Source organism: Streptococcus sp. HMSC034E12, from assembly GCF_001835915.1.
In the GTDB taxonomy this organism is placed as follows: domain Bacteria; phylum Bacillota; class Bacilli; order Lactobacillales; family Streptococcaceae; genus Streptococcus; species Streptococcus vaginalis.
The window spans coordinates 12092-26745 of record NZ_KV826462.1; the positions used below are offsets into that span (position 1 = coordinate 12092).

Sequence of the window (14654 nt, forward strand, 5' to 3'; positions counted from 1 at the left end):
AAAGTTGCAGCTGTGTCTTCTACAACATCATGTAAAAAACCGCAAGCGACACTGACCGCATCCAACTTTAGCTTAGCTAAAATCCCTGCCACTTGAATCGGATGGATTATATATGGCTCACCTGATTGGCGAAATTGCCCCCGATGCCGATCTACTGCATAAACCAAAGCTTTTTGAACAAAGGCAACATCTTCTGATGATAAATACTTTCTAGTAAGAGCGACCACTTGATCGCCCGTCAAATTCACTTCTTTTGGCATTTTCTCTCTCCAGTTCTTCCTACCATTTTATCATTTTTAGACCGATATGAAAACAAGGAAATACAGAAGAAAGCAATAGAATCATAAGAAATACCTAAAAGCTGCAGATTCAATACCATTTCCCCAATACTAGGAAAAAGAACATGGCACCATTTCAGGTAAAAAGCCCGCCTTTAAATAGGCGGGTTGTGATGGAAGAAGTGATGTTTTTCAGTATGCAACATATCTCCGATAAATTCAACATAAGCATAAATGAGATAGCAAGCTGATACAACGCCTAGCATAGCAATCAACAACTCAAATAAGGTAGATAAAGACATGATTGAACCTCCTCTCCTTATCAAGCAAAAGCATTTTTCGTCATCTAGCTAGCAAATTTGTTCCTGTACTTCCATCCTTTCTAGCTAAGCTAGATATTTCACTTATATTATACCAAAGTCAGGAGTTAAGGACAATAGAAATTAGCTTTCCCAATGATTTTTCCCTATTGCAGTAGCTCTGTCAGTACACTGACTGCACTGAGTGCGTAAAGCGGAGCTGTCTCTGTCCGCAAGATACGTGGACCCAGCCCTGCAAGTATAGCTCCCATCTCTTCCAATGTGGCAATTTCTGCTGGAGACAGGCCACCTTCTGGACCAAAAATAAATAAAATCCGACTTCCTTTTTTGAGTTCTGTCACAGCCTTGACCAAAGCAGCAGACTCTCCCCCTTTGGCAGATTCCTCATAAGCTACAATGACGCGGTCAAACTGGCTCAAACAATCTAAAAAATCAATTTTCTTCTCGAAAAGTCGAACTTCTGGTACCCAATTGCGTTTGCTCTGCTCTGCTGCTCCCAAAACAATCTTCTCTAGTTTGTCTGCTTTTTTAGCAAGTTTCTTACCGTCCCACTTGGCAACAGACCAGTCGGCCGGAAAGGCCCAGATAGCAGCTGCACCCAGTTCCGTCGTTTTCTGAGCTACCCATTCTAGCTTGTCTCCCTTGGGAAAGCCAGAAGCAACCGTCACATGAAGTGGCAGCTCCGCGTTTTCTGGCAATTCTTCTACCAGATTCAGCACATGGCGCTCTCTATCTGCAACTCTTGCTAGACGTTTAATACCATCCTCAAAAACCAGTACTACCTCATCATCTTCTACCAAACGCATAACAGAAAACATATGCTTGAGGGTATCTTTATCTCTGATAATGACAGGATTTGCAACCTGTCCTTTCACAAAATACTGCTGCATCTAACCTCCTATCACTCCTGAAATCTCCTTGGTTTTCTTAAAGACACAGGCATTCCACTCGCCCTGAATCATGTGGGTCTCAAGGAAAAATCCAGCAGCTTCTGCTGACTCCCGCACCAGATTCCATTTCTCAGAGATAATTCCGCTCATAATCAGGTAGCCCTCATCCTTAAGCAAACGGTAAGCATCATCCGTTAGATTTACCAAAATATCCGCCAGAATATTGGCTACAATGATATCAGCCTCAATATCAACGCCTTTGAGAAGGTCGCCAGCTGCCACATGAATATTTTCAGTCCCAGCATTCAGCGCAATATTTTCCTGAGCAACACGGACAGCCACATCGTCTAGGTCATAGGCGAAAATCTCCTTGGCACCCAAGAGAGAGCTGGCAATGGAGAGAACCCCACTGCCTGTACCCACATCCAGCACCGTTTCTCCGCCCCGCAGGACCTGCTCCAGAGCAAAGAGGCTCATCTTGGTCGTCGGGTGAGTGCCCGTACCAAAGGCCATGCCAGGATCCAGCTTGATAATCTTCTCACCAGTGGTCACCTCATAGTCCGTCCAGGACGGCACGATGGTCAAGTCATGGGTGATTCGAGCCGGTTCAAAATATTTTTTCCAATTGTCCGCCCAATCTTCCTCTGCCAGCTGCTGAGTGGTTAACTGGGTTTCTCCAATCTCCAAACCAAAATCTCTAAGCTGTACCAAACGCTCTTTCACTTCTTGACGAATCATTTCAAGATTCGCTGTTTCTGGGTAATAAGCCGTAATGGCAACCATATTCAGCTGCTCTACCTGAGGCAGCACCTCCCCAAAAGGACCAGCTTCCCCCAGATAATCCGCACTGTCATCAATCGCCACACCTTGACTGCCTAGGTCAATCAGAATATTACTGACCGCTTCTTCCGCCTCACGGCTGACCATGATAGTTAGTTCTTGCCAAGTGTTCATGTGTCATTCCTTTCTTTTAATACTCTTCGTCATATAAACCATATCCATGCCCTCTTGCTCTGGTTCAGTATGCGTTTGATGATAGCCGCATTTTTCATAAAATTTGACCATAGGCTCATCTTGGAAAACCGTACACAAATCCCACTGAGTAATCGTAGGAAATCTTTTCTCTAGCAGGCGAATCCCTTCGTAGCCATAGCTTTTTCGCTGATATTGAGGCAAAATCGCAGCTGTACCAAGCCAACCTTTTGTTCGCTCATCGTTGGTTTGCAAGCGAAGAAAGCCAACAATTTCCTCATCATCTTTGACAAAATAGTAAAAACTATTAAGACGTTCCACCAACTTCCACTTAATCCGCTCCCTATCTTCCAGATAAGGATCATACTGGTCATGATATTTTTCGTAGACAGCTTTAAAACTAGCACGTTGAATACCGATAATGGTTTCTAAATCTGTAGCTTCTGCTTGTTCTATATGAATCATCTCTGCACCTCCAAATAATCTCCCAATCTACTTTTCAACTGCGGGATGACGTTTTCATCCGCTAATAATTCTTCTATATTTACTAATTTGTAGCCCTGTCCTTCGTCACCAAAGACAATCTGATCTATTAGTTCTTGACAGATAGAAGCCACCATGAAAACAGAAACTTTCTCAGGATGAACAAATCCCTGATAACATTTGACCCAAGCAATGGAATCCTCCATCAGTTCAATGCCCAGCTCCTCAAAGACTTCTCTTTTAATGCACTCAAAAGGCGTCTCGTCCTTTTCTCTCCCACCGCCAGGAAAATCCCACATATTAGGATAAGGAATAGTCGAAATATCGTCTCTTAAAATGGTTAAAATTGTATCACCATGCAGCAAAGCAATTTTACAGCCTGAGAAATCAAACGTTTGATGCAAAACAGTCATATCGCTCATTCTTACTTTCCTCCGCACAATTAGTCGTCTTCTTGGGACACCCTTGTGTTTTAGTATCTCGGATAGGGATAAAAGTCCGTCTCTTGCAAATCTGCTCTGGCTTTTTCAAAAGCTTTATTATTCCAGACAATTTCAAATTCCTCTGCCGCTGGATCTGCCAGAAAATCCATGAGAGTATCTAATCCCTCTTCGGCTGTCTGCTTCAAAAAATCCACAAAGTAGGTCAAGAATTCACGAGACAAACCTTTTTTTGGCTCGTAAGGAACAACTGTTAGATAATCCTCTGTTTCAAAGTGAGACTTAGCAGGATTATAAAAGAGAACGCTTTCTTCAAAGAAAATGTCTTCTGTGCTACTTTCTCCATCCACATCTAACAGTTCGATGCCATTTGCATTTTGTACTTCTAAGAGAAAGGACACTTCTACGGCATGATTCTTCTTATCCCAGTTTATCTCATAGTCAAATGGAAAGCATTGCCCCATTTCTTCATTTAATATATCCAAAAATCCATATTTAACCATAGCCAGCCTCTCTCCAATCCTTTAAAATGTGTTAAAATAGATATAACTATAGTAACATAAATCAGAACAGTTGAAAAGAATACCAGTAAGGAGGAAAACGTATGCCAGACAATTTAGCGATTCGCATGCGGCCTAAAAATATCAATCAGGTCATCGGTCAGAAACATCTGGTCGGTGAAGGAAAAATCATTCGTCGCATGGTGGAAGCCAATCGCCTGTCTTCCATGATTCTCTATGGTCCGCCCGGCATCGGTAAGACTTCCATTGCTTCTGCCATCGCTGGTACTACAAAATTTGCTTTTCGGACCTTTAATGCTACCGTTGATAGTAAGAAGCGTCTGCAAGAGATTGCGGAAGAAGCCAAGTTCTCTGGTGGTTTGGTGCTACTTTTAGATGAGATTCACCGCTTGGATAAGACAAAGCAGGACTTCCTCCTCCCTCTGTTAGAAAACGGTCTAATCATCATGATTGGTGCCACAACAGAAAATCCTTTTTTCTCCGTCACTCCTGCTATTCGCAGCCGGGTACAGATTTTCGAGCTGGAGCCTCTGACAAATGACGATATTAAACAAGCTATTCAAACAGCCCTGACGGACACCGAACGAGGCTTTGACTTTCCTGTCCAGCTAGATGATGACGCTCTGGATTTCATTGCCACTTCCACGAACGGAGACTTGCGCTCAGCCTTTAATTCTCTAGATTTAGCAGTTCTCTCTACTCAAGCAGATAATACATGCGTTCGCCATATCACTCTGGATATTATGGAAAACAGCCTGCAAAAGAGCTACATCACTATGGACAAGGACGGAGACGGGCACTATGACGTTCTGTCCGCCTTACAGAAGTCTATTCGCGGGTCTGATGTCAATGCCAGTCTCCATTATGCAGCTCGCTTGATTGAAGCTGGAGACCTTCCCAGTCTCGCACGACGTCTGACGGTCATCGCTTATGAGGACATTGGTCTGGCAAACCCCGATGCTCAGATTCATACAGTGACCGCACTTGAAGCTGCTCAAAAAATTGGGTTCCCAGAAGCTCGCATCCTCATTGCCAACATTGTCATTGACCTAGCACTTTCTCCTAAGTCCAACTCTGCCATAGTAGCTATAGATAAAGCTCTTTCGGATTTGCGACAAAATGGAAACTTCCCTATCCCCCGCCATCTACGAGACGGTCACTACGCTGGTAGCAAGGAGCTGGGAAACGCACAAGATTACAAATATCCACATAACTATCCTGGTAATTGGGTGCAGCAAGACTACCTTCCTGAAAAAATTAAAAATGCCGATTATTTCACTCCGAACGAAAACGGGAAGTACGAACGAGCCCTTGGCATGACTAAAAATAAGATTGAACAACTCAAAAACTACTAAAAAATCATGGTGTCGTTTGCAAAAAATCAATTTTTTCTCTTGAATTTTTCAAAAATTGTGGTATCATAATTATAGAAGCGCTGTGGTGTACGACTTCACACTTAAGTGTTGACCGACTATTTTTTGTATTATTAGGGAAACAAAAGACTTCTAACAGCTTGCAGGCCGTCTCACGCGGAAGCAGCTTCAGTTAGAGCGAGTTGCCCACCTGCTTAATTGCGCGGGTTCAATACAAATCGTGAAGGTCCGGCACCAATACAGCTTTTTCTGTTGCCTCCTTAGCTCAGTTGGTAGAGCAGTGGACTCTTAATCCATGGGTCACAGGTTCGAGCCCTGTAGGGGGCATAATAAAATTTAAGTAGAAAGAGTTTGGGACAAAAAGATTTCAATTTTTAAAAATCTTAATTATTAAGCCCTTCAAATCTATAATTAAATGCGAAAAGCGAACAAAACTAGTTTTCTGGTAATCAGAAAACTAGTTTTGTTCGCTTTTTATATTTGAGGTCGGATTTTTGTCCCATCCTCTTTTTTGTTGTTCCCACTTATAATCTTCTAACCTTGTTATAGTTACAAAAAATAATAAAACAGCCTTTTTTGTTCCACAAAAAGCCATACTAAAATTCTCAAACTATCTATTTCCTTTCTTGATATCTCCCATCAAAAGAGTTAAAATGCTTTCATTCTCAAACTATACTATATAGGGGGTATTGAAATGAAATTTCTAATCGTTTATTGCTATTCCTTCCTTGCAGGAGTTGTTTTTATCCTTTTAGCACTTTTTCTATTTACAAACCCAGTAGCTAATCTTGTTGCTTACAGCTGGTGGATTGCATTTGGTTTACTGGTTGCTTCTATAGCAGCTATTTTAGGCTATTTCTCTGTACCAAAAGAGCTTCGCTCACCAGTTTATCTTTTCCAAGGGATTGTTAATCTTCTCTTAGCTCTCTACCTCGTTGCCTATGGATTGTGACCTTACCTGTCATCATTCCAACCATTTTAGGAATTTAGTTAATTGTAGAAGCCATTATTGCTTTCTTTAAAGGTAATTGTCTAGGACTGATTTTCCCTGCTATTGGCAATCACATCATGTGGGTGGCGCTACTTGTATTTCTGCTTAGATTAGTCATTTTGTTCAATCCAACAGCTACAAACGTCTTTGTCATTTATGCCGTTGCTTTTGCATTTTTAATTGCTGGTTTTACCTATATCGTTGATGCCTTTCGTAAATAATCTAGCTACCATTTTGGGCATATTAAAATAGCTGGGAAGTTATATTCTCAGCTTTTTCGTATCTTTAATTGTCACTTTTTCGCATCCCATTCTGCATAGAATTGCTCTAGGTATTCTTCCAAAAAGTGGTGGCGACCTATCGCTAATTGCTTAGCATAGTCTGTATTCATCAAGTCTTTTAATTTGAGTAATTTCTCATAGAAATGCATGATAGCTGAACTCTTCCCAGCGCGATATTCTTCCAATGTCATGTTTTCTCTCGGCTGCAAATCTGGATCGTGAATCGGTCTCCCTATATGACCTGAATAAGCCATAGCTCGCGCTATTCCAATCGCTCCAATCGCATCCAAACGGTCAGCGTCTTGAACAATTTTCCCCTCCAAAGTGCTGACATTCTTCTGTTGATGACCACCTTTAAATGACATCGTTGAAATAATATCCAGCACATGAGCTATTTCCGCATCTGAAGCCTGATGATTCTGTAGCCATTGCTCAACCTTTTGCAAGCCCACCTCTTCATTCTCATTTAATTTCCCGTCAGCTATATCATGCAGCAAGGCAGCTAGCTCGCAAATAAAAACATCTGCTTGTTCTTGTGTAGCAATTTCTACAGCATTGTTCGTGACACGCACAATATGCCACCAGTCATGCCCGCTCATCTCGTCTTTCAGTTCAGCATAAACAAAATCTCTCGCTTCTTGAAGAATTTTCGCTTGTCTATCCGTTATCATCTGTCACCCTTTTTATTTATATACACAAAAATCTCGAAGCGATTTTGAGATTTTTTGATTGAACTCACTTTTCAAGCCCAATCGTTTTCATTTTTTGTTGAATTTGTTGATACACGTGATTCCAGTCATTTGGATTTGCAATATCTAAATCATCCGTTGCAATTCTCATTTTAGGACTATAATTGTAATCTTCATACCAATTTTGATAATGCTTGTAAAGCAGCTGATAGTAGTCAGCGAGCCCATTTTCTTCATTTGGTTGCTCATAATCGCGACCACGTTTTTTGATATTGTTCATAATATGATCGAAACTTCCGTCTAAATAAATCAACAAATCTGGCGCCTTCTTAGGTAAACCTTGGATTTCTTCCATCATATTGTCCAAAAGTTCCAAGTAGATATTGTACTCTTGCTCACTAATGCTGCCTTTGAGGGTATTGATGTAAGTAAACAGAGCATCTTCATAAATAGAACGATCTAGAATGTTATTGTCATCATGATAGGCCGCTTTAATCATTTTAAAGCGTTTGTTTAGAAAGTAAATCTGCAAAGCAAAACCATACTTATCAGGGTCTTCATAATACTTATCCAAAATAGGGTTTTCTTCTACAGGTTCAAAAAAAGGCTGCGTTCCTAATTCCTCGGCTAGTCGATAAGTGTAGGTCGTCTTGCCTACCCCAATCATGCCCGCTAAAATAATCACTATCTTCCTGCACCTCCCAAATCTATCCAATATCAGGTCATCAGTCTCAGTTGAACTACCATATATTGTGCCAAAGAAAATGATAACACAATATATTGATGACGTCAAGATATAAAACTTCTAAATGTACAAACAAAAATAACCTTGTATAAAGAAGCGCAATCAACTCCATACAAGCGTTATTTTAGGATTCTCCATTCGTGACAGTAAATTTGATATGCGAATAATCTTTTTCTAAATCTTTTCCTTTCAAAAAAGCCGTCGCATCTTTTTTAATCTGAACGAGGTCAATTCCTTGCGCCTGTGCTGCAAATACACAACCACAATAACATTGGCGGTAAATGTCGTACTCCTCGCACATTTCGACTGAGCGCTTATAGCCTTGATTTTTCTTGAAATCACTAGGAAGATACTGCGTTGCATAAACTTTCTGTACTTCAATTCCAACGCTATTGATTGTCTGCGAATTTTTATGAGGGCTGATTGTCAAGGCACTTCCAAAATAGTCAAATCCCAAATCAACCGCCACTTGTGCCGTTTTATCCAAGCGATAATCATAGCAAACTTTACAACGATCGCCACCTTCCGGCTCTTCTTCCAAACCGTGTACTGTCCGGAAAAATTCCTGAGGCTCATAGGGAGCTTCTAAATATTGAACATGATTACCAGTATTTTCATTAAAATCGTGAACAAATTTTTGAGTAACATAGGCACGGCGTTGGTATTCTGCTTTGGGGTGAATATTTGAATTGGCAAAATAAACCGTCACGTCCGCATACTGGGTCAAATACTCCAGCGTATAAGTTGAGCAAGGTGCACAGCAGGTGTGCATCAAAATCGTAGGACGCTTCTGGTCTGCTTTCCAAACTTTGACCATTTTTTGCATCACGCGGTCGTAATTGATCTTTTGATTGGGATTCATTTTACTCAGAATTTCTTCAACATCAATCATTGTTTTCTCCTTAGAAATGTATCACTATTTTACCACAGAAAAGGAGCAGAGACAAATAGACAAAAGAGAATGGCTTTGTCAAGTGGTACTAATTTATTAAGTAACAGCAATAAATTCCTAATATTCATCGAACATTTTTGGAACTTCTATTTTTACTTTGTATCCTTTTTGTCTTCTATATGAACTCAAGCTAAAAAAGAGGTTGAGACAAAAGTTCCCAACCTCATGCATTTTATAGTTTGGCTTGCAATAAACAGTGGTTGGTTGGATAACCTTATCCCTTGTTATACCGGTGATAGCGGCTATCCTAACCAACTGTGCAAAGGTGAAAGTCAAAACAGTCCTGTGGACTATTTTAGGTCAGCAACTAGAAATTGGGACTTGCTGAAAAATCAAATTCTTCGAATGATTGATTTCTGTCCCACTCTCAAAATTGAACATGGGTAAGAGCTGCATTTCAAAAAGTATTTAACTAGCCACATATTCAGACATTCCCACATCTCTTTATTGTCCCACTTAAGGTAATTATGGAGCGAATAGGACACTCTGACCCTGAAACTACTCTAGCTATTTATAATCACGTCACAAAAAACGCAAGAAAAAAAGCTATAGACGCTCTAAACAAGTTATAATCTTTTGCCCCTTTTTTGCCCCTCCTTGCCTTTAATCATGTTTCAGACAATAGTAAAACCCTTGATATTACAAGGGTTTTAGTTATATATTACATCATGCCGCCCATCATACTTGGATCCATTGCTGGAGTTGGACTGGCTGGTTCTGGTTGGTTAGCAACAACTGCTTCAGTTGTTAAGATGAGGCTCGCTACTGAAGCTGCATTTTGAAGGGCAGAACGAGTAACCTTGACTGGGTCAATAATCCCAGCATCAATCATGTTCACCCATTCACCTGTAGCAGCATTAAAACCAGTTCCAGCTTTCGAATTTTTCAAGCGGTCAATGACGATAGAACCTTCAAATCCTGCATTCAAAGCGATTTGGCGAACAGGTTCTTCTAACGCACGAAGAACGATGTTGCGACCAGTTGCTTCGTCACCTGACAACTCTAGCGCTTCAACGGCACTTAAAACATTGACAAAGGCTGTTCCACCACCTGAGACAATTCCTTCTTCAACAGCGGCGCGAGTTGCATTGAGGGCATCTTCGATGCGGAGTTTCATTTCTTTGAGTTCTGTTTCTGTTGCAGCACCAACTTTGATGACAGCCACACCGCCTGACAATTTCGCTAAGCGTTCTTGGAGCTTTTCACGGTCAAAGTCAGACGTAGAACTTTCGATTTGGGATTTAATAACACCCACACGGTTAGCAATCGCTTCGGAATCACCAGAGCCTTCAACGATAACAGTGCTATCTTTGTCCACAGTCACTTTTGAGGCTTGTCCAAGCGCTTCAATCGTTGCATCTTTCAATTCCAGACCAAGATCTTCTGTAATTACTGTACCACCAGTCAAAATCGCAATATCTTCTAACATAGCCTTACGACGGTCTCCGAATCCTGGCGCTTTCACAGCGACTACATTGAAAGTACCGCGGATTTTATTTAACACAAGAGTTGGAAGAGCTTCACCGTCTACATCATCTGCGATAATCAATAATGGACGACTAGTCTTCAAGATATTTTCCAACAAAGGAAGAATTTCTTGGATATTAGAAATCTTCTTATCTGTAATCAAGATATATGGATTATCTAAATCAGCAACCATTTTTTCATTATCTGTTACCATGTATTGAGAAAGATAGCCACGGTCAAACTGCATACCTTCCACAACATCTAGCTCTGTTTCCATTCCTTTTGATTCTTCAATAGTGATGACACCGTCGTTGCCAACTTTTTCCATAGCTTCAGAGATGTATTCTCCGACTTTTTCACTGCGTGATGATACGGCTGCAACTTGCGCAATGGCTTCTTTATTAGAAACCGGAACAGAATTTGCTTTTAAGGCTTCAACAGCTGTTGCAACAGCTGTTTCAATACCACGACGAATGCCGATTGGGTTTGCACCAGCAGTTACATTTTTGATTCCTTCACGGACAATTGCTTGCGTCAACACAGTCGCAGTAGTTGTTCCGTCACCAGCGATATCATTGGTTTTTGATGCAACTTCTGACACCAACTTAGCTCCCATATTTTCAAAATGATCTTCGAGTTCGATTTCTTTTGCAATGGTGACACCGTCATTTGTGATGAGTGGTGAGCCAAATGATTTTTCAAGAACGACATTGCGCCCTTTAGGGCCTAAGGTTACTTTAACGGTATCTGCCAAAATATCAACACCACGCACCATGGCGCTTCTTGCATCTGCTGAAAATTTAATATCTTTTGCCATTTTTACAATTCCTCTTTCTATAAATTTTTATTTATTCAACAATCGCTAGAATATTTGCTTCATTGACAACGAGGTACTTTTCTTCGCCGTCTTTGACTTCAATTCCTGCGTGGCTTTCAACGAGAACAGTATCATCGACCTTCACGCTTGGAGCAACGAGTTCACCGTTGAGCGTACGAATTCCTTCCCCGACAGCTATAACTTTTGCCGTCTTCGTTGCATCTTGTCCTGCGCCTGCAATGACAAAGCCACCAACTTTTTGTTCTCTTTCTTCTACTTTTAGGACCACACGGTCGCCTAATGGTTTAAGCATTTGTTTACCTCCAATATCTTGTTTTAGCACTCTATATACACGAGTGCTAATATTTACATTTTCTATTGTATCACTTGGTCAGAAATAGTCAAGAAAAAAACTCTGTCAAACGACAAAGTTTTTAGGGGGAAAGCAAATAAGTTTTTATTGGATCAATCTTAATTTTTCTTCAAAATCGTCAATAACTTTTTTAATATTCAATCGTCCTTTATAAATACCATAACCAAAGACAAGCATTGCTAGAATCCCTAGGACCGCTAGGATCGTTCCAGCAATGAAGCTAATAAAATTGGTCTGACGGAAGAAATAAACCAGAACAAGACCGATACTAGTAATAGTAAAGAAGAGACTAAACCAACGCCCTAGATTTTCAATCATGTGTTTTTGGTATTGAATTTCCGTTTCATATCCTTGAATCAATTCTTGTTCTGTCATATTTTTCTCCTATTTAGTATTTCAATCCTGGATTGAAGAAGCCAACCAATACACCAAGAAAGGCCACTACAACGAGAAGCAACATTACTTTGATTGGTGAGAGATTTTTCTTCGCCATCAACCACCAGCAAAAGACGATAAACAAAGCTGTCAATAAACCTGGATAAACACCGTCTAATTGGCTTTGTAAAACCAAGAAGGCTTTCCCTGAAGAATCTTTCAATTTGAAAGCTGTCTTAACAGGTACCCATGTCGCTGCAACCGCACCGATGACCATACCACCAATGATAGACACCGACTTACGGATAGCTTGTCCTTGAGGGCCTACAAGAAATTCAACTGCTTTATCTCCTAGTTCGTACCCTTTAAAGTAGGCGAATTTCATACCAAAGTAGGCGAGCAAGTTCCAAACCACGATATAGAAAATCGCACCAAGTGGTGAACCACCGTTTGACAAACCGAGAGCAATACCTAGTATAATCGGAATCAAAGTACCAACAATCAGTGAATCACCAATTCCTGCAACAGGTCCCATGAGACCAGCACGAAGACCGTTGATTGTTTCATCATCTACTCCATCAGCCCCATTCGCGCGCGCTTCTTCTAAACCTGCTGTAATCCCTACAATCAATGCACCTAATTGCGGCTCCGTGTTAAAGAATGCGGTGTAGGTGTGCATTGCTTTTGCTTGATCTTCTTTTTTAGAATATAATTCTTCCACAATTGGTAACATTGAAGCCAGATATCCAAAGGTTTGCATGTGTTCTTGTGAGAAGCAAGTTAAGTTCCCATAATACCAATGATGAAAAGATTTTCCTAATGTTTTTTTCGTTAATTTAACCATTTTAAATATCCTCCTCATCGTCATCATCAAAACTTGCACTGGCAGCCGCTTGTGCTCTTACATTTTTCGCCATTTGAATTTCATAGAATAATACTGCAAAGATTAATGAAATGACTGCACAAGATACAAGGTTAAGTCCTAATGAAGCTGCTAAAGTAAATCCAACAAAGAATGGAATGAAATCAACAGCTTTTTCAACGATTTGTTTTAAGAGGATGGCAATTCCGACACATGGAAGGAGAGAGCCGACCGTAAAGAGGGTTTTCATTGGAATACCATCTAATGGAAGAGCTGTTTTTAAAGCAGTAACCGCATCAGCACCTAATTTACACATAATAAGCGTTGGCAAGAATGAGAATACTAAGTGTGAAATCCAAGGAAAGCCCCAGTCTACCATGTACAGGCGTTTAAATTCACCTTTTTCAACAGCTTTCCAACCAATATGTTGCCAAAGTAGATTCATAGTAGCTGTACCATAGAAAAGAACTGTACCGACTGTACCAACGAGTGTTCCCATTGATTTAGCCAAGTTAGCAGCGTCTGCAGAGTCAAGTGATAGTCCTTGTGATTGAATAGCAACCATTGCCAGAGGAATCCCAATATAAGAAACCGCACGAACGTCAGCTGAAACAGTACCGCCAGGTGTTACCAAAGCGATGTAAACAAGTTGCATCGCAACCCCACAGATGATACCTAATTTCACATCTCCTAAGATCAGTCCTGAAACAAGACCACCTACAAGTGGGCGCCCAAGAGTATAGTTACCAATGGAAGTACCACCTAGACCAGGCATAGATGATAGACAGGCAAATAACCCTAGTAAAGCGGCTTGAAACCACGAAATTGTCATAATAAAGCCTCCTTAATGCTTATTATATTTTGTTAAAAACCAAATTTAGATTTGAAATCGTCCCAGTAGCCAATAGACACATCTGGCAAGAGTTGGAATTTCACTTTATAGCCAGCTTTTTGAATCGCTTCAAGTGCTTCCGCTTCCTCTTGTGTGATGGATTGGTTGTTTCCTAATTTAATAGCTCCTGGACGGTCATTGGCTGGACCAACGATGATTTCTTTGATATCACCAGGCACAAAACCTTGATCAACTAGTATTTCTTTCATATCAATTGAATTTTTAGTAATCAAGAAATAGCGACTATCGGAATCCAATACCTTTTGTGATTTTTCTTTCCATGCTTCTTTTGTCCAAACGAATGTTTTTTTATCAGAAGCTGCTTTGTAGGCTTGTTTCAAAACTGCATTTCCTGCTGCAGCATTATTGACAGCAACTAAGCCGTCACAAGGATATTCCTTTGCCCAGCGAGTTACTGTTTGACCGTGAATCATACGGTCATCAATACGTACAAATGAAATTGTCATGATAAATCTCCTTTTTAATCTTTTTTTAAATATCGTCTTCATCCTCTTCGTCACTAGCAACTACATCAAATTCTTGCAGCGCTACGGATGCTTCTGAGAGAATGGCTTGTGCCAATTCTTTTCCTTCCAACATATCTTTCATCACTAAGCCTGTGAGTGCCATTGTCAAATTGAGACCACCAAGTACGACTGCAGTGTTTAACTTGCCAAGTTCTGATAAAACATTGCAAGCTGTCGTCAAAGGGCTTCCTCCGACAATGTCTGCCAACACCAAAACCGTATCTTCTGTTCCCAGATTTGCTAACGCTTGACGAAAGTCAAGAGCGAAATCTTCAACAGACTTGCCTTCTTTTAGGCCTACTGCAACGACTTGGTCGGTCTTATCCCCAGCGAACATCCTCAAAGAGCTTTGCACACCTTCTGCTAGTCCACCATGACTGACCAGTACTAGATATTTCATGTTCTT

17 protein-coding genes, 1 tRNA gene and 3 pseudogenes are annotated in these 14654 nt (G+C 40.7%); 4 read left to right on the plus strand and 17 right to left on the minus strand.

Features of this window, described 5'->3' with window-relative positions:
* The 7 genes and pseudogenes from HMPREF2574_RS08225 to HMPREF2574_RS08250 all read right to left on the minus strand — a co-directional run.
* Positions 1-260, minus strand: a pseudogene (locus tag HMPREF2574_RS08225) (HD domain-containing protein); the annotation flags it as partial.
* Positions 261-433: 173 nt separating this feature from the next.
* Positions 434-580, minus strand: coding sequence for a hypothetical protein (locus HMPREF2574_RS10595; RefSeq protein WP_003070706.1), 147 nt, complete (start codon positions 578-580; stop codon positions 434-436).
* A gap of 164 nt (positions 581-744) precedes the next feature.
* Positions 745-1488, minus strand: coding sequence for a 16S rRNA (uracil(1498)-N(3))-methyltransferase (locus HMPREF2574_RS08230; protein WP_070812434.1), 744 nt, complete (start codon positions 1486-1488; stop codon positions 745-747).
* Positions 1489-2442 carry a 50S ribosomal protein L11 methyltransferase gene (gene prmA / locus HMPREF2574_RS08235; RefSeq protein ID WP_070812435.1) on the minus strand — a complete coding sequence of 318 codons (954 nt, stop codon included), beginning with the start codon at positions 2440-2442 and terminating at the stop codon, positions 1489-1491.
* 3 nt (positions 2443-2445) lie between these two features.
* On the minus strand, positions 2446-2925 hold the full coding sequence (locus HMPREF2574_RS08240; RefSeq protein WP_024052634.1) for a GNAT family N-acetyltransferase: 480 nt from the start codon (positions 2923-2925) through the stop codon (positions 2446-2448).
* On the minus strand, positions 2922-3365 hold the full coding sequence (locus tag HMPREF2574_RS08245; RefSeq protein ID WP_024052633.1) for an NUDIX hydrolase: 444 nt from the start codon (positions 3363-3365) through the stop codon (positions 2922-2924). Before HMPREF2574_RS08245 ends, HMPREF2574_RS08240 begins: the two co-directional genes overlap by 4 nt.
* A 50-nt stretch (positions 3366-3415) precedes the next feature.
* A complete protein-coding gene (locus tag HMPREF2574_RS08250) occupies positions 3416-3886 on the minus strand; it encodes a DUF3013 family protein (RefSeq protein ID WP_070812436.1) in 471 nt (156 codons plus the stop codon).
* A gap of 101 nt (positions 3887-3987) precedes the next feature.
* Here HMPREF2574_RS08250 and HMPREF2574_RS08255 point away from each other — a divergent pair, with 101 nt between their 5' ends.
* From HMPREF2574_RS08255 to HMPREF2574_RS10950, 3 genes and pseudogenes are all read left to right on the plus strand, one after another.
* Positions 3988-5259, plus strand: coding sequence for a replication-associated recombination protein A (locus tag HMPREF2574_RS08255; RefSeq protein ID WP_070812437.1), 1272 nt, complete (start codon positions 3988-3990; stop codon positions 5257-5259).
* A 272-nt stretch (positions 5260-5531) separates the two neighbouring features.
* Positions 5532-5604: transfer RNA gene (locus HMPREF2574_RS08260), tRNA-Lys, on the plus strand.
* A gap of 367 nt (positions 5605-5971) precedes the next feature.
* Positions 5972-6489, plus strand: a pseudogene (locus HMPREF2574_RS10950) (DUF308 domain-containing protein).
* 71 nt (positions 6490-6560) lie between these two features.
* Here the strand turns inward: HMPREF2574_RS10950 and HMPREF2574_RS08270 are convergent.
* From HMPREF2574_RS08270 to HMPREF2574_RS08280, 3 genes are all read right to left on the minus strand, one after another.
* Positions 6561-7220, minus strand: coding sequence for an HD domain-containing protein (locus tag HMPREF2574_RS08270; protein WP_070672806.1), 660 nt, complete (start codon positions 7218-7220; stop codon positions 6561-6563).
* Positions 7221-7284: 64 nt separating this feature from the next.
* Positions 7285-7923 (minus strand): deoxynucleoside kinase, encoded by a 639-nt coding sequence (locus HMPREF2574_RS08275; protein WP_003026903.1) that lies wholly within the window; start codon positions 7921-7923, stop codon positions 7285-7287.
* 184 nt (positions 7924-8107) lie between these two features.
* Positions 8108-8875 (minus strand): epoxyqueuosine reductase QueH, encoded by a 768-nt coding sequence (locus HMPREF2574_RS08280; protein ID WP_024052623.1) that lies wholly within the window; start codon positions 8873-8875, stop codon positions 8108-8110.
* 447 nt (positions 8876-9322) lie between these two features.
* On the opposite strand from HMPREF2574_RS08280, the pseudogene HMPREF2574_RS10955 reads away from it, so the two are divergent.
* Positions 9323-9507 (plus strand): annotated as a pseudogene (locus HMPREF2574_RS10955) (site-specific integrase); the annotation flags it as partial.
* An 89-nt stretch (positions 9508-9596) separates the two neighbouring features.
* On the opposite strand, the gene groL reads toward HMPREF2574_RS10955, so the two are convergent.
* The 7 genes from groL to HMPREF2574_RS08320 all read right to left on the minus strand — a co-directional run bounded on the left by groL (position 9597) and on the right by HMPREF2574_RS08320 (position 14648).
* The gene (groL, locus tag HMPREF2574_RS08290) at positions 9597-11219 is read right to left on the minus strand and encodes a chaperonin GroEL (protein WP_024052620.1); all 1623 of its coding nucleotides are present in this window, start codon (positions 11217-11219) and stop codon (positions 9597-9599) included.
* Positions 11220-11250: 31 nt separating this feature from the next.
* Positions 11251-11532, minus strand: a complete 282-nt coding sequence (gene groES, locus HMPREF2574_RS08295) for a co-chaperone GroES (protein WP_024052619.1) — start codon at positions 11530-11532, stop codon at positions 11251-11253.
* A 144-nt stretch (positions 11533-11676) separates the two neighbouring features.
* Entirely contained in the window at positions 11677-11967 is a 291-nt protein-coding gene (locus HMPREF2574_RS08300) for a hypothetical protein (RefSeq protein WP_024052618.1), read from the minus strand.
* A 13-nt stretch (positions 11968-11980) separates the two neighbouring features.
* Entirely contained in the window at positions 11981-12811 is an 831-nt protein-coding gene (locus HMPREF2574_RS08305; RefSeq protein WP_022525277.1) for a PTS system mannose/fructose/sorbose family transporter subunit IID, read from the minus strand.
* Position 12812: 1 nt separating this feature from the next.
* A complete protein-coding gene (locus HMPREF2574_RS08310) occupies positions 12813-13661 on the minus strand; it encodes a PTS mannose/fructose/sorbose/N-acetylgalactosamine transporter subunit IIC (protein ID WP_024052617.1) in 849 nt (282 codons plus the stop codon).
* A 32-nt stretch (positions 13662-13693) separates the two neighbouring features.
* On the minus strand, positions 13694-14188 hold the full coding sequence (locus HMPREF2574_RS08315) for a PTS sugar transporter subunit IIB (protein WP_024052616.1): 495 nt from the start codon (positions 14186-14188) through the stop codon (positions 13694-13696).
* A gap of 25 nt (positions 14189-14213) precedes the next feature.
* Positions 14214-14648 (minus strand): PTS sugar transporter subunit IIA, encoded by a 435-nt coding sequence (locus tag HMPREF2574_RS08320; protein WP_042754111.1) that lies wholly within the window; start codon positions 14646-14648, stop codon positions 14214-14216.
* Positions 14649-14654 lie beyond the last annotated feature (6 nt).